9 protein-coding genes and 3 rRNA genes are annotated in these 20,342 nt (G+C 60.6%); 8 read left to right on the forward strand and 4 right to left on the reverse strand.

Translation table 11 applies throughout. From position 1 onward, the window contains the following. The first annotated feature begins 250 nt into the window (after window positions 1-250). From CWR53_RS03920 to recD, 6 genes are all read left to right on the forward strand, one after another. Window positions 251-1,787 (forward strand): 16S ribosomal RNA (locus CWR53_RS03920). A gap of 278 nt (window positions 1,788-2,065) precedes the next feature. Further along, window positions 2,066-4,958, forward strand: a 23S ribosomal RNA gene (locus tag CWR53_RS03925). A gap of 134 nt (window positions 4,959-5,092) precedes the next feature. Beyond that, a 5S ribosomal RNA gene (rrf, locus tag CWR53_RS03930) occupies window positions 5,093-5,208 on the forward strand. The 16S, 23S and 5S rRNA genes sit together here, the layout of an rRNA operon. Before the next feature lie 252 nt (window positions 5,209-5,460). Next, on the forward strand, window positions 5,461-8,940 hold the full coding sequence (gene recC / locus CWR53_RS03935) for an exodeoxyribonuclease V subunit gamma (RefSeq protein ID WP_100850871.1): 3,480 nt from the start codon (window positions 5,461-5,463) through the stop codon (window positions 8,938-8,940). Further along, the gene (gene recB, locus CWR53_RS03940; RefSeq protein ID WP_100850872.1) at window positions 8,937-12,614 is read left to right on the forward strand and encodes an exodeoxyribonuclease V subunit beta; all 3,678 of its coding nucleotides are present in this window, start codon (window positions 8,937-8,939) and stop codon (window positions 12,612-12,614) included. Before recC ends, recB begins: the two co-directional genes overlap by 4 nt. Beyond that, on the forward strand, window positions 12,611-14,686 hold the full coding sequence (gene recD, locus CWR53_RS03945) for an exodeoxyribonuclease V subunit alpha (RefSeq protein WP_100850873.1): 2,076 nt from the start codon (window positions 12,611-12,613) through the stop codon (window positions 14,684-14,686). Before recB ends, recD begins: the two co-directional genes overlap by 4 nt. A 12-nt stretch (window positions 14,687-14,698) precedes the next feature. On the opposite strand, the gene CWR53_RS03950 is transcribed toward recD, so the two are convergent. After that, complete coding sequence (locus tag CWR53_RS03950) at window positions 14,699-15,661, reverse strand: LysR family transcriptional regulator (RefSeq protein WP_100850874.1); 963 nt, start codon at window positions 15,659-15,661, stop codon at window positions 14,699-14,701. Window positions 15,662-15,794: 133 nt separating this feature from the next. Here CWR53_RS03950 and CWR53_RS03955 point away from each other — a divergent pair, with 133 nt between their 5' ends. Continuing rightward, complete coding sequence (locus CWR53_RS03955; RefSeq protein WP_058639893.1) at window positions 15,795-17,321, forward strand: CoA-acylating methylmalonate-semialdehyde dehydrogenase; 1,527 nt, start codon at window positions 15,795-15,797, stop codon at window positions 17,319-17,321. Window positions 17,322-17,331: 10 nt separating this feature from the next. After that, complete coding sequence (gene mmsB / locus CWR53_RS03960) at window positions 17,332-18,219, forward strand: 3-hydroxyisobutyrate dehydrogenase (RefSeq protein ID WP_100850875.1); 888 nt, start codon at window positions 17,332-17,334, stop codon at window positions 18,217-18,219. 61 nt (window positions 18,220-18,280) lie between these two features. On the opposite strand, the gene CWR53_RS03965 is transcribed toward mmsB, so the two are convergent. The 3 genes from CWR53_RS03965 to CWR53_RS03975 form a co-directional block, all read right to left on the reverse strand. Continuing rightward, window positions 18,281-18,625, reverse strand: coding sequence for a cupin domain-containing protein (locus tag CWR53_RS03965; protein WP_023534343.1), 345 nt, complete (start codon window positions 18,623-18,625; stop codon window positions 18,281-18,283). A 155-nt stretch (window positions 18,626-18,780) separates the two neighbouring features. Then, a complete protein-coding gene (locus tag CWR53_RS03970; RefSeq protein WP_058639891.1) occupies window positions 18,781-19,713 on the reverse strand; it encodes a phosphatidate cytidylyltransferase in 933 nt (310 codons plus the stop codon). A gap of 1 nt (window position 19,714) precedes the next feature. Continuing rightward, a complete protein-coding gene (locus CWR53_RS03975; protein WP_058604849.1) occupies window positions 19,715-20,338 on the reverse strand; it encodes a lysophospholipid acyltransferase family protein in 624 nt (207 codons plus the stop codon). Window positions 20,339-20,342: the final 4 nt, after the last annotated feature.

Genomic DNA, 20,342 nt, shown 5'->3' on the forward strand with positions numbered 1-20,342 from the left:
CGAAACAAACTTCAAAATAAACGCTTGACAGGCAATGAGGAAAGCGTAGAATGCGCGCCTCGGTTGAGACGAAACACGCTCAGCCAAACGCTCTTTAACAAATCGAATCAAGCAATTCGTGTGGGTGCTTGTGAGTACGGACTGATAGTCAAAAAGATTATCAGCATCACAAGTGGCCATGCGAGAAATCACATAGTCATTTGAGATTGCTGAGCCAAGTTTAGGGTTTCTTAAAAACCCAAGCAGTATTGAACTGAAGAGTTTGATCATGGCTCAGATTGAACGCTGGCGGCAGGCCTAACACATGCAAGTCGAGCGGATGACGGGAGCTTGCTCCTGGATTCAGCGGCGGACGGGTGAGTAATGCCTAGGAATCTGCCTGGTAGTGGGGGACAACGTTTCGAAAGGAACGCTAATACCGCATACGTCCTACGGGAGAAAGCAGGGGACCTTCGGGCCTTGCGCTATCAGATGAGCCTAGGTCGGATTAGCTTGTTGGTGAGGTAATGGCTCACCAAGGCGACGATCCGTAACTGGTCTGAGAGGATGATCAGTCACACTGGAACTGAGACACGGTCCAGACTCCTACGGGAGGCAGCAGTGGGGAATATTGGACAATGGGCGAAAGCCTGATCCAGCCATGCCGCGTGTGTGAAGAAGGTCTTCGGATTGTAAAGCACTTTAAGTTGGGAGGAAGGGTTGTAGATTAATACTCTGCAATTTTGACGTTACCGACAGAATAAGCACCGGCTAACTCTGTGCCAGCAGCCGCGGTAATACAGAGGGTGCAAGCGTTAATCGGAATTACTGGGCGTAAAGCGCGCGTAGGTGGTTTGTTAAGTTGGATGTGAAAGCCCCGGGCTCAACCTGGGAACTGCATCCAAAACTGGCAAGCTAGAGTACGGTAGAGGGTGGTGGAATTTCCTGTGTAGCGGTGAAATGCGTAGATATAGGAAGGAACACCAGTGGCGAAGGCGACCACCTGGACTGATACTGACACTGAGGTGCGAAAGCGTGGGGAGCAAACAGGATTAGATACCCTGGTAGTCCACGCCGTAAACGATGTCAACTAGCCGTTGGAATCCTTGAGATTTTAGTGGCGCAGCTAACGCATTAAGTTGACCGCCTGGGGAGTACGGCCGCAAGGTTAAAACTCAAATGAATTGACGGGGGCCCGCACAAGCGGTGGAGCATGTGGTTTAATTCGAAGCAACGCGAAGAACCTTACCAGGCCTTGACATGCAGAGAACTTTCCAGAGATGGATGGGTGCCTTCGGGAACTCTGACACAGGTGCTGCATGGCTGTCGTCAGCTCGTGTCGTGAGATGTTGGGTTAAGTCCCGTAACGAGCGCAACCCTTGTCCTTAGTTACCAGCACGTTATGGTGGGCACTCTAAGGAGACTGCCGGTGACAAACCGGAGGAAGGTGGGGATGACGTCAAGTCATCATGGCCCTTACGGCCTGGGCTACACACGTGCTACAATGGTCGGTACAGAGGGTTGCCAAGCCGCGAGGTGGAGCTAATCTCACAAAACCGATCGTAGTCCGGATCGCAGTCTGCAACTCGACTGCGTGAAGTCGGAATCGCTAGTAATCGCGAATCAGAATGTCGCGGTGAATACGTTCCCGGGCCTTGTACACACCGCCCGTCACACCATGGGAGTGGGTTGCACCAGAAGTAGCTAGTCTAACCTTCGGGAGGACGGTTACCACGGTGTGATTCATGACTGGGGTGAAGTCGTAACAAGGTAGCCGTAGGGGAACCTGCGGCTGGATCACCTCCTTAATCGACGACATCAGCCTGCTGATGAGCTCCCACACGAATTGCTTGATTCATTTGCTGATGAGAAATCAGAAATGAGCATTCCAGCGTGAATGTTGATTTCTGACTTTTGTCAGATCGTTCTTTAAAAATTCGGATATGTGATAGAAATAGACTGAAGACCAGTTTCACTGCTGGAATTCAGGCTAAGGTAAAATTTGTGAGTTCTGCTCGTAAGAGCAACGTGCGAATTTTCGGCGAATGTCGTCTTCACAGTATAACCAGATTGCTTGGGGTTATATGGTCAAGTGAAGAAGCGCATACGGTGGATGCCTTGGCAGTCAGAGGCGATGAAAGACGTGGTAGCCTGCGAAAAGCTTTGGGGAGTCGGCAAACAGACTGTGATCCAGAGATCTCTGAATGGGGGAACCCAGCCAGCACAAGCTGGTTATCTTGTACTGAATACATAGGTGCAAGAGGCGAACCAGGGGAACTGAAACATCTAAGTACCCTGAGGAAAAGAAATCAACCGAGATTCCCTTAGTAGTGGCGAGCGAACGGGGACCAGCCCTTAAGTTGATTTGAGATTAGTGGAACGCTCTGGAAAGTGCGGCCATAGTGGGTGATAGCCCCGTACACGAAAATCTCTTATCAATGAAATCGAGTAGGACGGAGCACGAGAAACTTTGTCTGAATATGGGGGGACCATCCTCCAAGGCTAAATACTACTGACTGACCGATAGTGAACCAGTACCGTGAGGGAAAGGCGAAAAGAACCCCGGAGAGGGGAGTGAAATAGAACCTGAAACCGTATGCGTACAAGCAGTGGGAGCCTACTTTGTTAGGTGACTGCGTACCTTTTGTATAATGGGTCAGCGACTTATATTCAGTGGCGAGCTTAACCGAATAGGGGAGGCGTAGCGAAAGCGAGTCTTAATAGGGCGTTTAGTCGCTGGGTATAGACCCGAAACCGGGCGATCTATCCATGGGCAGGTTGAAGGTTAGGTAACACTGACTGGAGGACCGAACCGACTACCGTTGAAAAGTTAGCGGATGACCTGTGGATCGGAGTGAAAGGCTAATCAAGCTCGGAGATAGCTGGTTCTCCTCGAAAGCTATTTAGGTAGCGCCTCATGTATCACTGTAGGGGGTAGAGCACTGTTTCGGCTAGGGGGTCATCCCGACTTACCAAACCGATGCAAACTCCGAATACCTACAAGTGCCGAGCATGGGAGACACACGGCGGGTGCTAACGTCCGTCGTGAAAAGGGAAACAACCCAGACCGTCAGCTAAGGTCCCAAAGTCATGGTTAAGTGGGAAACGATGTGGGAAGGCTTAGACAGCTAGGAGGTTGGCTTAGAAGCAGCCACCCTTTAAAGAAAGCGTAATAGCTCACTAGTCGAGTCGGCCTGCGCGGAAGATGTAACGGGGCTCAAACCATGCACCGAAGCTACGGGTATCATCTTATGATGATGCGGTAGAGGAGCGTTCTGTAAGCCTGTGAAGGTGAGTTGAGAAGCTTGCTGGAGGTATCAGAAGTGCGAATGCTGACATGAGTAACGACAATGCGAGTGAAAAACTCGCACGCCGAAAGACCAAGGTTTCCTGCGCAACGTTAATCGACGCAGGGTTAGTCGGTCCCTAAGGCGAGGCTGAAAAGCGTAGTCGATGGAAAACAGGTTAATATTCCTGTACTTCCAGTTATTGCGATGGAGGGACGGAGAAGGTTAGGCCAGCCTGGCGTTGGTTGTCCAGGTTTAAGGTGGTAGGCTGAAATCTTAGGCAAATCCGGGATTTCAAGGCCGAGAGCTGATGACGAGTTGCCTTTAGGCGATGAAGTGGTTGATACCATGCTTCCAAGAAAAGCTCCTAAGCTTCAGATAACTGGGAACCGTACCCCAAACCGACACAGGTGGTTAGGTAGAGAATACCAAGGCGCTTGAGAGAACTCGGGTGAAGGAACTAGGCAAAATGGCACCGTAACTTCGGGAGAAGGTGCGCCGGCGAAGGTGAAGGGCTTGCCCCGTAAGCTTTTGCTGGTCGAAGATACCAGGCCGCTGCGACTGTTTATTAAAAACACAGCACTCTGCAAACACGAAAGTGGACGTATAGGGTGTGACGCCTGCCCGGTGCCGGAAGGTTAATTGATGGGGTTAGCGCAAGCGAAGCTCTTGATCGAAGCCCCGGTAAACGGCGGCCGTAACTATAACGGTCCTAAGGTAGCGAAATTCCTTGTCGGGTAAGTTCCGACCTGCACGAATGGCGTAACGATGGCGGCGCTGTCTCCACCCGAGACTCAGTGAAATTGAAATCGCTGTGAAGATGCAGTGTATCCGCGGCTAGACGGAAAGACCCCGTGAACCTTTACTATAGCTTTGCACTGGACTTTGAATTTGCTTGTGTAGGATAGGTGGGAGGCTTTGAAGTGGGGACGCCAGTTCTCATGGAGCCATCCTTGAAATACCACCCTGGCAACTTTGAGGTTCTAACTCAGGTCCGTCATCCGGATCGAGGACAGTGTATGGTGGGTAGTTTGACTGGGGCGGTCTCCTCCCAAAGAGTAACGGAGGAGTACGAAGGTGCGCTCAGACCGGTCGGAAATCGGTCGTAGAGTATAAAGGCAAAAGCGCGCTTGACTGCGAGACACACACGTCGAGCAGGTACGAAAGTAGGTCTTAGTGATCCGGTGGTTCTGTATGGAAGGGCCATCGCTCAACGGATAAAAGGTACTCCGGGGATAACAGGCTGATACCGCCCAAGAGTTCATATCGACGGCGGTGTTTGGCACCTCGATGTCGGCTCATCACATCCTGGGGCTGAAGCCGGTCCCAAGGGTATGGCTGTTCGCCATTTAAAGTGGTACGCGAGCTGGGTTTAGAACGTCGTGAGACAGTTCGGTCCCTATCTGCCGTGGACGTTTGAGATTTGAGAGGGGCTGCTCCTAGTACGAGAGGACCGGAGTGGACGAACCTCTGGTGTTCCGGTTGTCACGCCAGTGGCATTGCCGGGTAGCTATGTTCGGAAGAGATAACCGCTGAAAGCATCTAAGCGGGAAACTTGCCTCAAGATGAGATCTCACTGGGATCTTGAATCCCCTAAAGGGCCGTCGAAGACTACGACGTTGATAGGTTGGGTGTGTAAGCGCTGTGAGGCGTTGAGCTAACCAATACTAATTGCCCGTGAGGCTTGACCATATAACACCCAAGCAATTTGCTTCTGCAGATTGCGGTGGTGAAGATGGCATGAACCGAAAGTTCGCAACGCATCGCAAACATCACATATCCGAATTCGCTGGGCTGTCCAACAGGACATTCTGGCTACAGAATTTCTTGACGACCATAGAGCATTGGAACCACCTGATCCCATCCCGAACTCAGTAGTGAAACGATGCATCGCCGATGGTAGTGTGGGGTTTCCCCATGTGAGAGTAGGTCATCGTCAAGATTCATTTCGCAAAACCCCTATCTGCGCACGCAGGTAGGGGTTTTGTCTTTGGGCTGAAAAAACTTACGTATCAGCGTCGAGGTCGTCAAACGAGCAACCGCCTTGAGCAGCAGGTGTGGACACGCGACTGCTATGCCTTGGAGCATTAAATACCCCGCATCAACGCTTCCACACCTTGCTACGGCCCCGCCCTTGACCCGCGCCGTGATATCGTTCCTGCCCAAGTCAACTCGCCCTTAAAGAGACCTGCCGATGTCCAGTACTCACCTCCAGCCTGGCTTCATGATCGTCCACGGCAATCGCCCCGACGACCTGCGCAGCCTGGTGGTGAGCTGGATGCGCCGTTACCCCCTTGCGCCTCTAGAGAACGAAATCGCGCTGGTTCAGAGCAATGGTATCGCCCAATGGCTCAAGCTCGCTTTGGCCGAAGACCCCCTAGAGGATGACCAGGGCGGTTGTGGCATTGCCGCTGCCATCGAGATGCAGCTCCCGGGTAGTTTCATGTGGCAGCTGTACCGCACCGTGTTGGGCCGCGATCAGATACCGGAAGTGTCGCTGCTCGACAAGGCACCGCTCACCTGGCGCTTGATGCGCCTATTACCCGAGCTGATCGAGCGACCGCACTTCGAGCCGTTGCGGCGTTTTCTGACTGACGACAGCGATCTGCGCAAACGCTATCAGCTCGCCGAGCGCCTGGCCGACCTGTTCGACCAATATCAGGTCTACCGCGCCGACTGGTTGAAAGAGTGGGCCGCAGGACGGCATGTGCTCAATACTGCCCGCAGCGAACGCAAGCCACTGCCTGTCGATAACTGCTGGCAAGCAGAGCTGTGGCGTGCCTTGTTGGAGGACGTAGGCGAGGAGGGCATGGCCCAGAGCCGTGCCGGCGTCCATCAGCGGTTCATGGCCTGCATCGACGAGCTGAAGCAGGCCCCGTCAAACCTGCCCGCGCGGGTCATCGTGTTCGGTATCTCCTCGCTGCCTGCCCAGACGCTTGAAGCGCTGGCCGGTCTCGCCCGTTACAGCCAGGTGCTGTTATGCGTGCACAATCCTTGTCGCCATCACTGGGCCGATATCGTGGCCGACAAGGACTTGCTGCGGCACCAGTACAAGCGTCAGCAACGCCGGCCCGGCATGCCATTGGAACTCGATGACCAGTCACTGCACCAACACGCGCATCCCTTGTTGGCAGCCTGGGGCAAGCAAGGCCGCGACTACATCAATCTGCTCGACAGCTACGACGACCCAGGAAGTTACCAGGGTGTCTTCAGCGATGGACGCATCGACCTGTTCACCGAAGGCTCACCCGTAACGCTGCTCAACCAGCTACAGGACGACATCCTTCAATTGCGCCCGCTGGCCGAATCCCGTGAGCAGTGGCCGCCGGTCAATGCACGCCGCGACCGTTCGGTGCGCTTTCACGTTGCGCACAGCCCGCAACGGGAAGTCGAGATTCTCCACGATCAGTTGTTGGCTCGCTTCAGCGCAGATCCCACACTGCGTCCACGCGACGTCATCGTCATGTTGCCCGACGTGGATAGCTACGCACCGCACATTCGGGCCGTCTTCGGCCAGGTGCAGCGTAAAGACCCTCGCTACATCCCTTTTACCTTGACCGACCAGGGCCAGCGTGGCCGCGAGCCGCTGCTGATCGCCCTGGAGCACCTGCTCAAACTTCCCGAAAGCCGCTTTGCCGTCAGCGAAGTGCTGGACCTGCTGGACGTGCCGGCAGTACGGGCTCGGTTTGGCATTCGCGAAGGTGACTTGCCCACCCTACACCGCTGGATCGAAGGAGCCGGCATTCGCTGGGGGCTCAATGCCGAGCAACGGGCCAGCCTGGGCTTGCCGGAAGGGCTCGAGCAGAACTCCTGGCGCTTTGGTTTGCGGCGGATGTTGCTGGGGTATGCCGTGGGTGTGGGTGATGCCTGCGATGGCATCGAGCCTTATGACGAGATAGGCGGGCTGGACGCTGCGCTGATTGGCCCGCTTGTCGCGTTGCTCGATGCGCTGGAAGTGGCGTGCCAAACCTTGTCATCCCCGGCCAACGCAGGCGAGTGGAGCGAACGCCTCAATGCCCTGCTGCACGTCTTCTTCCTGGCCGAGGATGAGCAGGACGAGTTCTTGCTGATCCAGTTGCAAGACCTGCGCGAATCGTGGCTGGATGTCTGCGAAACCGTGGACCTGCAAGATCCACTGCCCCTTACGGTGGTGCGCGAGGCCTGGTTGTCGGGCCTGGATCAAGGCAAATTGTCCCAGCGCTTTCTGGCAGGCTCGGTGAATTTCTGTACCCTCATGCCCATGCGGGCCATCCCGTTTCGCGTGGTCTGCCTGCTGGGCATGAACGACGGTGACTATCCACGCGCGCAGCCACCGCTGGATTTCGACCTGATGGCCACCGACTATCGCCCAGGTGATCGTTCGCGTCGGGAAGATGATCGCTACCTGTTGCTCGAAGCCCTATTGTCGGCCCAGGACCAGCTCTACGTGAGCTGGGTGGGCCGCAGTATCCGCGACAACAGCGAGCGTCCTGCCTCGGTACTGATCGGCCAGCTTCGCGATCACATCGCGGCGGGATGGCAACTGGCCGATGCGCAAGCCGACACCAAACACGATCCGGGCCAGCAACTGCTTCACGCCCTGACCCAGGAACACCCGTTGCAGCCGTTCAGCCTGCGCTATTTCGAACAAGGCAGCGTGCTGTTCAGTTACGCGCACGAGTGGCAAGTGCTACACCAGGCCCACAGCGACGACCCTCACGACCTGTCCGAACTGACGCCCTACCAGGATGATGAGCCGCTGACATTGAACCAGCTGGCCGATTTTCTCAGGCACCCAGTGCGGCACTTCTTCAGTCAGCGGCTCAAGGTCTACTTCGAAGCGCTCGAAGCGCCCACGCCGGACGAAGAGCCTTTTGTACTCGACGCCTTGCAACGTTATGGCGCAAGTGAAGCATTACTCAGCGCAGCCTTGAGCGCACCCGAGGATGCCCAGCGTGCCCTGCATCAGCAAGCACGCCGCCTGCAGGCCCAGGGCCTGTTGCCCTTGGCCGGTTTTGGCGAGCTCTTGCAGCACGACCTCATCGAGCCGCTGCCTGACTTGCTGCAACGCCATGGGCAGTTGCTCGAACGCTGGCCGCGGCAGGTTGAGGGCGCACTGCCCGTGCATTTCGAACACGGTCCTCATCGGCTGGAGGGCTGGCTGGGCCGCGTGTTCCAAGGCGATGACCAGAGCGTGCTGAGCATCACCACGGTCCCCAACACCATCAGTGCAGGGCGCAACAGCCTCAAATGGCATCGCCTCATCGCGCCATGGGTGACACACCTTGCCGCCTGCGCCGCAGGATACGCCTATCACACTGCGCTGGTAGCCAGTGACGTGACCCTGCTACTGGCGCCAGTCGGCCAGCAAGCGGCAGCACAGCTGTTGGGAGAACTGCTGGTGGCACGCCAGGCGGGCATGTGTGCACCGCTGCCAGTGGCGCCTAAGACGGCATTCGCCTGGCTCGCCCAGGACGAGCCGGACAAAGCCATGGCTGCCGCTGCCCGTGCTTACGAAGGCGATGAACGCACGGGTGCCGGCGAGCGCGGTGAAAGCGTTGCCCTGGCCCGGCAGTTCCGCGATTTCGCCGCGCTCACGGCCGACGAAACCTTCGAGGGATGGTGCGAGGCCTTGTACCGTCCCCTGTTCGACGCCCCCTGGCAAACCCTGGGCAACCCGGAGAAAAACGCATGACCCAGGCTCGGCCATTGGCACTGAATTTCCCCTTGCATGGCAGTCAGCTGATCGAGGCCAGCGCGGGAACCGGCAAGACATTCACCATTTCGGCCTTGTACCTGCGCCTTATCCTCGGCCATGGTGGCGAGCGGGGTTTCGAACGAGAGCTGCTGCCGCCGCAGATTCTGGTGGTCACGTTCACCGACGCTGCCACCAAGGAGTTGCGCGAGCGTATCCGGACTCGGCTGGCCGAGGCGGCGCGGTTTTTCCGCGGTGAACTCGAAGCCGTCGACCCGCTGCTGGCGCAACTGCGTGACGATTATCCAGAGCACGCTTGGCCAAGCAGCGCCGCCCGGCTGGAAACGGCTGTGCAGTGGATGGACGAGGCCGCCGTATCGACCATTCATGGCTGGTGCCAGCGCATGCTGCGTGAGCACGCATTCGACAGCGGTAGCCTGTTCACCCAGACCCTTGAAACCGACCACAGTGAACTGCTGGGGCAGGTGGTGCGCGATTACTGGCGGCGTTTCTGCTACGGCATGCAAAGCCAGGCCCTGGCGTGGGTACGTAGGCACTGGGTCAGCCCTGCCGCGCTCTTGCCCCGCATTCGCCCGTTGTTTGGCAGGGTGCGTGCCGCCCACCAAGGGCCTGAGCCCGAGACATTGATCCTTGAGGCGTTGCAGGCCCGCGATGAGCAGTTGGCCCGGCTCAAGAGGCCCTGGGCTGCCTGGGCACCGGAGCTGCGACAGCTCTGTCGCGACGCCGTGGCCGCCAAGCACGTGGATGGCAGGAAGATGCAGGCCCGCTATTTCGAACCCTGGTTCGACAAGTTGTGCCTGTGGTGCAACGACGAGCAGTGCGTAGAACTTGACCTGGGCACAGGCTTCACCCGTTTGACCCCTGCGGGCCTGGCCGAGGCCTGGAAAGTCGGCGAGCCGCCAGCGCACCCTGCATTCGATGCCATGCAAACCCTGCAACAGGACCTGCAGGGCCTGGCCAGTCCGGATGCAGCGCTGCTCGAACATGCCGCCAGTTGGGTTTCGGCGCAGTTCGAAGTGGAGAAGCGGCGCCGCGCGGAAATGGGCTTTGATGACATGCTCCTGCGGTTGCAGCAGGCACTGCACAGCGAGGCAGGCGAGCGTCTGGCCGGATTGATCCGCGAGCAGTTCCCGGTGGCGATGATCGATGAATTCCAGGACACCGATCCGGTCCAGTACGGCATCTTCGAACGCATCTACCGCATCGGCGAGAACCACGGCGACACCGGCCTGTTCATGATCGGCGACCCCAAGCAGGCGATCTACGCCTTCCGCGGTGCCGATATCTACACCTACCTCGCTGCCCGGCGCGCGACCCAAGGGCGCTTGCACAGCCTGGACACCAACTACCGCTCCAGCGAAGGCATGGTCGCGGCGGTCAACCAGGTGTTCCAGCAAGCCGAGGCGCGTCCCGGCGGGCGTGGCGCCTTCCTCTTTCGGGAGGCGCACGATAACCCTCTGCCCTTCGTTGCCGTGCGCGCCCAGGGCCGCAGCGAGCAACTGATGCTTCAAGGGCAACCCTGCGTCCCACTTCAGTGCTGGCAACTACCCAGCGACGAGCCGGTTTCGGTGGGCGTTTACCGGCAGCAGATGGCCGCCAGTTGCGCGAGCCACATCGTGGGCCTGCTTAACGCCAGTCAACGCGGCGCGGCAGGCTTTGCGCACGCCAATGGCCAATTGCGCCCGTGCCTGCCTTCGGACATCGCCATCCTGGTGCGCGATGGCCACGAGGCGCAACGCATCCGCACGGAGCTCGCTGCCCGAGGTATGCGCAGCGTCTACCTCTCCGACAAGGACTCGGTGTTCGCCGCCCAGGAAGCCCATGACCTGCTGGCCTGGCTCAAAGCCTGCGCAGAGCCGGACTCCGAGCGTCTGCTCAAGGCGGCGTTGGCCAGCTTGACGCTCGACCTGTCGCTGTCGGCGCTTGATCGCCTGAACCAGGACGAACGGGTGTGGGAAAGCTGGGTGATGCGGTTTCGCGCCTACCGCGACACGTGGCAGCGCCAGGGCGTACTGCCCATGCTGCGCCAGTTGCTGCATGACTTCGAACTGCCGCGAACGCTCATTCGCCGCACGGACGGCGAGCGAGTGCTCACCAACCTCTTGCACCTGGCCGAGTTGCTCCAGCAGGCCGCAGGCGAGCTGGACGGTGAACAGGCGCTGATCCGGCATCTGGCCGATCATCTGGCCAGTTCAGGCCAGGCTGGCGAGGAGCAGATCCTGCGCCTGGAGAGTGACGAGCAACTGGTCAAGGTGGTGACCATCCACAAGTCCAAGGGCCTGGAATACCCCTTGGTGTATCTCCCGTTCATCTGCTCCAGCAAACCGGTGGACGGTAGCCGTCTGCCGCTCGCCTGGCATGACAGCCAAGGCAATGCGCACTTGACCCTGACGCCGGACGCCACGCAGATCGAGCGCGCCGATGACGAACGTTTGGCCGAAGACTTGCGCCTTTTGTATGTGGCGCTTACCCGTGCCCAGCACGCCTGCTGGCTGGGGGTGGCCGACCTCAAGCGCGGGAATCACAAGCGCTCGAACCTGCATCGCTCGGCGCTCGGCTACCTGCTGGGCGGCGGCACTGAGCTTGCCGACTCCAAGCAACTGGCAGACTGGTTGCAAGCACTGGCCGATACCAGCGCGCACATTACCTGCCCAGGGCTTCCGGAGGCGGACCGGGCAGCCTACCAGACACCGCAGTTGCAGCATCAGCTGGTTCCAGCCCGTATGCCCCGCCGCGCGGCGGCCGAACAGTGGTGGATCGCCTCTTACAGCGCCCTGCGGATCGGCGAACAGGCGCTGGGCGTCGACAGTTCCCTGGCGCAACAACTGCTCGATGATGAGCGCGTCGATACCCAGGTTCTGCGCGAGGTCCCGGCCGATAGCGGAGACATCCACCGTTTCCCGCGCGGTCCCAACCCCGGCACGTTCCTCCACGGTTTGCTGGAGTGGGCCGGGCGCGAAGGCTTTGCCCAAGTGCGCGACAACCCGCAAGCGCTGGCCCGCACCGTGGGCCAGCGCTGTAACCGGCGCGGCTGGGAGGGCTGGATACCGACGCTGACCCAGTGGCTCACAGGCCTGCTCGACACACCGATGCCAGTGGCGCAAAACGGCCTGACCGTGACCCTCAGCCAGCTCACCCACTATCAGGTCGAGATGGAGTTCTGGTTTGCCAGTCACCAGGTCGATGCCCAGCAGCTCGACCGCCTGGTGGCCCACTACACCCATCCAGGGCTACTGCGTCCAGCCGCGCAGCCGACGTTGCTCAACGGCATGTTCAAGGGCTTCATCGACTTGGCGTTCGAGCTGGAGGGGCGCTACTACGTGACCGATTACAAATCCAACTGGCTGGGCCCGGACATCCAGGCATATGACCCTGCCGCGATGCAGCGAGCCATTCTCGAGCATCGTTACGACCTGCAGTACGTGCTGTACCTGTTGGCCCTGCATCGACAGCTGCGCGCCCGCCTGCCGGACTATGACTATGACCTTCATGTCGGCGGGGCCCTTTTCATTTTCCTGCGAGGGGCCAACAGCAGCGGGCATGGCATTTATCACGCCAAGCCCCCACGCGAGTTGATCGAAACCCTCGATGCGTTGTTTCGCGGCGAGCACGCGCCTGTTCAGCATGATTTGTTCGCCGGAGACACCCCATGAGCCGAAGCCTCCTCGACCTGCTGCCCACCCCTCTGCAAGCCGAGCATCTGCTGGCCCTGGCCCCTCAGCACCGCAGCAGTGACCTGTTGCAACTGCTCGATCGCTGGGTCGAACGCGGTTGGTTGCGGGCGCTGGACCGTGCTTTCGTGTCATTTCTGGAGACGCTTGCGCCGGGCAGTGACCCGCTGTTGCTGTTGGCCGCCGCCCTTGCCAGCCATCAACTGGGGCATGGGCACGTCTGCCTGGACTTGCAGCAGACCTTGGCCGAACCTGACTTCGCGCTCTCGTTACCGCCTGAGGGTGATGCATTGACCGGCCCGCTGCTGTTGCCCTCCCAACTGCTGGCCGGCCTTGACCTGGACGCCTGGCGCCAGCGCATTGCCGCAAGCCCGCTGGTGGCAGCCGCCGATGCGCCCGGGCAGCACACACGGCCTTTGGTCCTTAGCGGCGAACGCCTCTACCTGCGCCGCTACTGGAGTTATGAACGGCGTATCGACAGCACCTTGCGCCAACGCCTGACCCAGGCCGATGCCGTACCCCCAGACCTGGCGGCGCGTCTGGACGCCCTGTTCGAGGGCGGCAGCCTCGCAGGGCAGGTGGACTGGCAGAAGCTTGCCTGCGCCCTGGCCACGCGCGCCGGGTTCAGCATCATCACCGGTGGGCCTGGCACCGGCAAGACCACCACCGTGGTACGCCTGCTTGCCTTGCTCCAGGCCCCGGCAGTGGAAGCGGGCAGGCCGTTGCGCATCCGCCTGGCGGCGCCCACGGGCAAGGCCGCTGCTCGCCTGACCGAATCCATTGGCCAGCAAGTCGAGCGTCTGCAGGTCAGCAGCGCCGTGCGTGGTCATATCCCCACTGAAGTCAGTACCGTGCACCGCCTGCTCGGCAGCCGTCCAGGCTCGCGACATTTCCGTCACAATGCCGCCAACCCGCTGCCCCTGGACGTACTGGTGGTCGATGAAGCCTCGATGATCGACCTGGAGATGATGGCCAACCTGCTCGATGCCATGCCGCCAAAGGCACGGCTGGTGCTGCTGGGTGACAAGGACCAGCTGGCCTCGGTGGAGGCCGGTGCGGTGCTGGGTGACTTGTGCCGGGATGCCGAGCAGGGCCGCTACTCCCCAGCGACCCAAGCATGGCTGGAGCATATTGGCGGGCAATCGCTGTCTGAAAGCGGTCTTGAGCCAGGTGATGAACAGCGCCACCCACTGGCTCAGCAAGTGGTCATGCTGCGCTTTTCCCGGCGCTTCGGCGAAGGCAGCGGCATCGGCCAGCTCGCCCGGTTGGTCAACCGCCAGCAAAGCCATGCGGCGCGCAACCTGCTGGCCATGCCGCCGCCCGACGTCCACAGCCTGGCCCTGAAACAGGAGCATGACCGCGCCTTCGATCGCCTGCTGCTCGACGGCCTGGACCGTGGCGCAGAAGGCCCCCAGGGCTATCGCAGCTACCTGCGTACACTGGGCAGCCAGCGTCCGGCGCTGGACACTCCCTTTGACGACCCTGCGTGGGAGCGCTGGGCTGCCAAGGTCTTGCACAGTTTCGAGGATTTCCAGCTGTTGTGCGCCGTGCGCCGCGGCGCCTGGGGCGTTGAAGGGTTGAACGAGCGCGTGGCGCGGGTGCTGCACAACGCCCGCCTGATCGACAGCCAGCAGCCTTGGTACGAGGGCCGCCCGGTGTTGGTCACGCGCAACGACTATGGGCTGGGTTTGATGAACGGCGACATCGGCATCGCCCTGTGCCTGCCGGACGAACAGGGCAAGCCATTGCTGCGCGTGGCCTTTCCCCGCAACGATGGCAAGGGTGGCGTACGCTTTGTACTGCCCAGCCGCTTGAACGAGGTGGAAACCGTGTTCGCCATGACCGTGCACAAATCCCAGGGCTCGGAATTCGGCCATACCGCACTGGTCCTGCCCGACGCACTCAATCCGGTGCTGACCAAGGAGCTGATCTACACCGGCATCACCCGTGCCAAGCACTGCTTCAGCCTGGTCGAACCTCGCCAGGGCATCTTCGAGGAAGCCGTGGAGCGCAAGGTTCGACGTATCTCGGGGTTGATGCTCGAGCAGGTGTGAGGGCGAGCGCCGTCAGGGCTGAGTGCAGGCCTTGGCGAAGCGCATCACCGTATCCTGCCCCATCATCAGTGGGGCATTGGCTTCGGTCACCTCGCGGATGTAGTCCCACAACAAGGTGATGCGCTTGAGTTTGCGCAGGTCTTCGCGGCAATACATCCAGAATTGCCGCGTCACCTCCACCTGATCGGGCAGCACCGTCACCAGCCGCGGGTCCTGCGCGGCCAGAAAACACGGCAGAATGGCCAGCCCCCGACCTTGAAGCGCTGCGGTGTACTGGGCAATCACGCTGGTGCTGCGCAGGTGGGCCGTGGCCCCCGGGATCAGGTTGGCCAGGTACAGCAGCTCGGAGCTGAAAGCCAGGTCGTCGACATAGCTGATGAAGGGATGCCCGGCCAGGTCGGCAACGGCCTGGATCGACGCGTGGCTGTCCAGGTAGGCCTGGGTGGCGTACAGGCGCAGCCGGTAGTTGCACAGCTTGCAGCATACATAGGGCCCGTGTTCCGGGCGTTCCAGGGCGATGACGATGTCTGCCTCGCGCTTGGACAGGCTGATGAAGTGCGGCAGCGGCAGGATATCCACTGAAATCGCCGGGTATGCATCGACGAAGTGGCTCAGCTGCGGGGTGATGAAGAAGCTGCCGAAGCCTTCGGTGCAGCCCATGCGCACATGCCCCGACAGCGCCACCCCGGAGCCTGATACCTGCTCGCACGCCATGTGCAGCGTACTCTCGATGGCCTCGGCATAACCGAGCAGGCGTTGGCCTTCTGCCGTCAGCACAAAACCGCTGGTGCGCGATTTTTCGAACAACAAGGTGCCAAGCGCGCCCTCCAGCGAAGTGATGCGCCGCGAGACGGTGGTGTAGTCCACGCTCAGGCGTTTGGCCGCGCTGCTGGCCTTGCGGGTGCGGGCTACTTCAAGAAAGAACTTCAAGTCGTCCCAGTTGAGCGCACTCAGGGATGTGAGGTCTTTTTGCATGATGATCCGGAATTTTTATGCGTTCTTGTAGGATGTTTGCACATCTATACTCGAAACATGCCCTCTCACGCCACCCCGCGTTAGCGACGGCGCTGGCGATCTCGTCCTGACAATAATTCCAAGGAGAACGCAGATGAACGCACCCCAGTCCCCTGACCAGACCAAGGTCGAGCAGGCCAAGCTGCTGATCGATGGCCAATGGGTGGAGTCCCGAACGAGCGAGTGGCGCGATATCGTCAACCCGGCCACCCAGGCCGTGCTGGCGCGTGTTCCGTTCGCCACCACCGAGGAGGTGGACGCCGCCGTGGCAGCGGCCCAGCGCGCCTTCTTGACCTGGCGCCATACGCCGATTGGCGCGCGCATGCGCATCATGCTCAAGCTCCAGGCGCTGATTCGTGAGCACAGCAAGCGCATTGCCCAGGTGCTGAGCGCCGAGCAGGGTAAAACACTGGCCGACGCCGAGGGCGATATCTTCCGTGGCCTGGAAGTGGTTGAGCACGCGGCTTCCATCGGCACCCTGCAAATGGGCGAATTCGCCGAAAACGTGGCAGGCGGTGTCGATACCTACACCTTGCGCCAGCCGATCGGGGTGTGCGCCGGCATCACACCGTTCAACTTCCCCGCGATGATCCCGCTGTGGATGTTCCCCATGGCCATCGTCTGTGGCAATACGTTCGTGCTCAAGCCCTCCGAGCAGGACCCGTTGTCCACGCTGTTGCTGGTCGAACTAGCCGTGGAGGCCGGGGTGCCTGCCGGTGTGCTCAACGTCGTCCATGGGGGCAAGGCCGTGGTCGATGCCCTGTGCACGCACCAGGACATCAAGGCGATTTCCTTCGTCGGCTCGACCGAAGTGGGTACCCATGTCTACAACCTGGCCAGCCAGCATGGCAAGCGCGTGCAGTCGATGATGGGCGCCAAGAACCATGCCGTGGTGCTGCCGGACGCCAACCGTACGCAGACCGTGAATGCCCTTGTAGGGGCGGCCTTTGGTGCCGCGGGCCAGCGCTGCATGGCCACCTCGGTCGCGGTGCTGGTGGGCAAGGCCCGCGAATGGCTGCCGGACATCAAGCAGGCGGCGAGCAAGCTCAGCGTCAACGCTGGCTGCGAGCCGGGTACCGATGTGGGGCCGGTGGTGTCCAAGCGGGCCAAGGAGCGTGTACTGAGCCTGATCGAGAGCGGCATCCGAGAAGGCGCCACGTTGGAGCTCGATGGCCGCGACGTCAAGGTGCCGGGCTATGAGCAAGGCAACTTCGTCGGCCCTACCTTGTTTTCGGGCGTGACCACCGACATGCAGGTCTATACCCAGGAAATCTTCGGGCCGGTGCTGGTCACGCTCGAGGTTGATACCCTCGACGAGGCCATCGCACTGGTCAACGCCAACCCGTTCGGCAACGGGACCGGTCTGTTCACCCAGAGCGGCGCGGCGGCGCGCAAGTTCCAGAGCGAGATCGACGTTGGGCAGGTGGGCATCAACATCCCGATCCCGGTGCCCGTACCGTTCTTCAGCTTCACCGGCTCGCGCGGCTCCAAGCTGGGAGACCTGGGGCCGTACGGCAAGCAGGTGGTGCAGTTCTACACCCAGACCAAGACGGTTACCGCCCGCTGGTTCGATGACGACAGTATCAACGACGGCGTGAACACCACCATCAGCCTGCGCTAAGGAGCACGACATGCGTATCGCATTCATTGGCTTGGGCAACATGGGCGCCCCCATGGCCCGCAACCTGATCAAGGCCGGTCACCACCTTGCCCTGTTCGACCTGAACAAGGAGGTACTGGCAGAACTCGGCGCCCTGGGTGGGCAGGCCAGCGCCTCACCACGCGAGGCGGTGGCCGAAAGCGACCTGGTGATCACCATGTTGCCGGCCGCCGCGCACGTGCGCAGCGTCTACCTCGATGACGATGGGGTATTGGCCGGGATCCGAGCTGGCACGCCTACCGTCGATTGCAGCACCATCGACCCGCAAACCGCCCGCGAGGTGTCCAAGGCGGCGGCCGCCAAGGGCGTGGACATGGGCGATGCACCGGTCTCAGGGGGCACGGGTGGGGCGGCGGCCGGTACGCTGACGTTCATGGTCGGGGCCAGCGACGCACTGTTCGCAGCGCTCAAGCCGGTGCTCGAACACATGGGCCGCAACATCGTGCACTGCGGCGAAGTGGGGACGGGGCAGATCGCCAAGATCTGCAACAACCTGCTGCTGGGCATTTCGATGATCGGTGTGTCCGAGGCCATGGCGCTGGGCCATGCCTTGGGTATCGAAACCCAGGTGCTGGCAGGCATCATCAACAGCTCCACCGGACGCTGCTGGAGCTCCGACACCTATAATCCCTGGCCTGGCGTGATCGACACGGCGCCGTCCTCGCGTGGCTACACCGGCGGCTTCGGCGCCGAGTTGATGCTCAAGGACCTGGGGCTGGCCACCGAAGCTGCGCGTCAGGCCCGCCAGCCTGTGATCCTTGGCGCCGTTGCGCAACAGCTGTACCAGGCCATGAGCCTGCGCGGGGAGGGAGGCAAGGACTTCTCGGCCATCATCGAGGCCTACCGCAAGCCACAGTGAGCAAAGGGGGCACGTCATGAACGTGCAGGGGGCGGCTCATTGCGCCCCCTGCGCCTGCGAATCAGGCGAAGACGAAGTACTTGCGCACCGTCTCGACCACCTCCCAGGTGCCCTTCATTCCTGGCTCGATCACGAACACGTCACCTGCCTTGAGGTGCTTCGGTTCCTCGCCTTCCGGGGTGACGATGCAGTAGCCATCGAGAAAGTGGCAGTATTCCCACTTGTCATAGTTGACTTCGAACTTGCCTGGGGTGCAGATCCAGGTGCCCATGATCTTGCTGCCGTCGGCTGACAGGTAGGCGTTCAGGTTCACGGTGTGCGGGTCGCCGCCGATACGTTTCCACTTGGTAGCGTCCACGACCGGGGTGGGGCAGGTTTCACGCAGCACGGTGATGAAATCGGACATGGCACAACTCCTGTGACTGGTTGAATGACCCGTCACCATAGGTGTTGAAGCGCCCGTGCAGTTGCCTGAAGTCGACGTCCAGGTGCCTGGTCGCGCTGTTCATGCAGATTCAGCTCAGGCTACAGGCTAGTTCGCTACCAGGCCTTGGCGCCGCTTCAAGCCCACCAGTAACGCACGAAGTGGAAAAACACCGGTGCAGCGAAGCAGACCGAGTCGATGCGGTCGAGCATGCCGCCATGGCCTTCGATCATGTGCCCCCAGTCCTTCACGCCACGGTCGCGCTTGATCGCCGACATCACCAGCCCACCAAAGAAGCCCATGGCATTGACTGCCAGGGCCATCAGGGCAGCCTGCCAGAAGCTGAACGGCGTGATCCAGCACAGCAGCGCGCCGATCAGCGTGGCCAGTGCCACGCCGCCCACCAGGCCCTCGAGGGTTTTGGAGGGCGAGAGGTTTGGCGCCACCTTGCGCTTGCCGAACAGCTTGCCGCACACGTACTGCAGCACATCACTGAGCTGCACCACCACGATCAGCCAGGCGATAAGCAGCAGGTTGCGCCCTTCAAAACCGGGAATCTCCAGGGTCATCAGCGCCGGTACCGCCGACACGCAGTACACCGCGATCATCAAGCCCCACTGCACCTTGGAAGCCCGCTCCAGAAAGCGCGTGGTGTCGCCCCCCAGGCTTGCCAGGATCGGCAGCAACAGGAACAGGTAGACCGGAATGAAGATGCTGAACAGGCCATACCAGTCCATGGCGATCAGCACGTACTGGACGGGCAGCGCAATATAGAACGCCGCTGCCAGGGCGGGGTAGTCACTGCGCCGGGTGGGGGTGAGGGTCATGAATTCGCGCAAGGCGTAGAACGACACGCCGTAGAACAACACGATCACGCCGTATTTGCCGAAGACGAAGGCGATGCCGATCACCAGCACCATGACCCACCAGGCATTGATGCGGGCGTTGAGGTTGTCGATCACCGCATGGGGCCCGGGGCCTGCGCGCCATTTCAGGACACGGCCGATCACACTGGCGAGCAGCAGCAGGGCGCCGATGCCGGCGAACAGCGCGAAGGTATTGTCGTGCATGTCAAACGTCCTTGGGGGCTAGATCGAGCAGGGCCTGGCCAGCCCGCTCCAGAAAGGCTTGCTTGCTTTCGTCGGCCTGCAGGTGCAAGGGTTCGCCGAAACTCAGGGTGCACAGCAACGGTAACGGCAAGGCGCGTCCCTTGGGCATCACACGATTGAGGTTGGCGATCCACACCGGCACCAGCTCGACCTGTGGGTGGGCCGCCGCCAGGTGATACAGGCCACTTCGCAACGGCAACAAGGGCTCATCGCTGAGGTTGCGTGTGCCTTCGGGAAAGAAGATCAGCGAATCGCCCTGGGCCACGGCATCGAGCACCGGTTGCAAGGGGTGACCCTGGCCTTCGTCGCGTTGTCGCTGGATCAGCACGCCATTGAACACCTTGCGGATGAGAAAATCGCGAATACCCGGCTTGGCCCAGTAGTCGGCGCCAGCTACCGGCCGAGTGCGACGCCGCAGCGTCTGGGGCAGCGATGCCCACAGCAGGACAAAATCGCCGTGGCTGCTGTGGTTGGCAAAGTACAGGCGCTGCACCGGAAGGGGCGTGCACCCCAGCCAGAGGGCTCGCGCCCCGGTAATCAGGCGTGCGGCCGAAGTGATCAGGTAGGCGGTCAGGTTGGCGAGCATGGAG

Origin of the sequence: Pseudomonas sp. SGAir0191, assembly GCF_002812565.2 — a bacterium.
Taxonomy (GTDB): Bacteria; Pseudomonadota; Gammaproteobacteria; order Pseudomonadales; family Pseudomonadaceae; genus Aquipseudomonas; species Aquipseudomonas parafulva_B.

Bases quoted from the DNA above. Each gene is read 5' to 3' on its own strand.
- CWR53_RS03965 (WP_023534343.1), bottom strand. From the start codon at position 18,625: ATGTCCGATTTCATCACCGTGCTGCGTGAAACCTGCCCCACCCCGGTC.
- CWR53_RS03975 (WP_058604849.1), bottom strand. From the start codon at position 20,338: ATGCTCGCCAACCTGACCGCCTACCTGATCACTTCGGCCGCACGCCTG.
- CWR53_RS03970 (WP_058639891.1), bottom strand. From the start codon at position 19,713: ATGCACGACAATACCTTCGCGCTGTTCGCCGGCATCGGCGCCCTGCTG.
- recD (WP_100850873.1), top strand. From the start codon at position 12,611: ATGAGCCGAAGCCTCCTCGACCTGCTGCCCACCCCTCTGCAAGCCGAG.
- CWR53_RS03950 (WP_100850874.1), bottom strand. From the start codon at position 15,661: ATGCAAAAAGACCTCACATCCCTGAGTGCGCTCAACTGGGACGACTTG.
- recC (WP_100850871.1), top strand. From the start codon at position 5,461: ATGTCCAGTACTCACCTCCAGCCTGGCTTCATGATCGTCCACGGCAAT.
- mmsB (WP_100850875.1), top strand. From the start codon at position 17,332: ATGCGTATCGCATTCATTGGCTTGGGCAACATGGGCGCCCCCATGGCC.
- recB (WP_100850872.1), top strand. From the start codon at position 8,937: ATGACCCAGGCTCGGCCATTGGCACTGAATTTCCCCTTGCATGGCAGT.
- CWR53_RS03955 (WP_058639893.1), top strand. From the start codon at position 15,795: ATGAACGCACCCCAGTCCCCTGACCAGACCAAGGTCGAGCAGGCCAAG.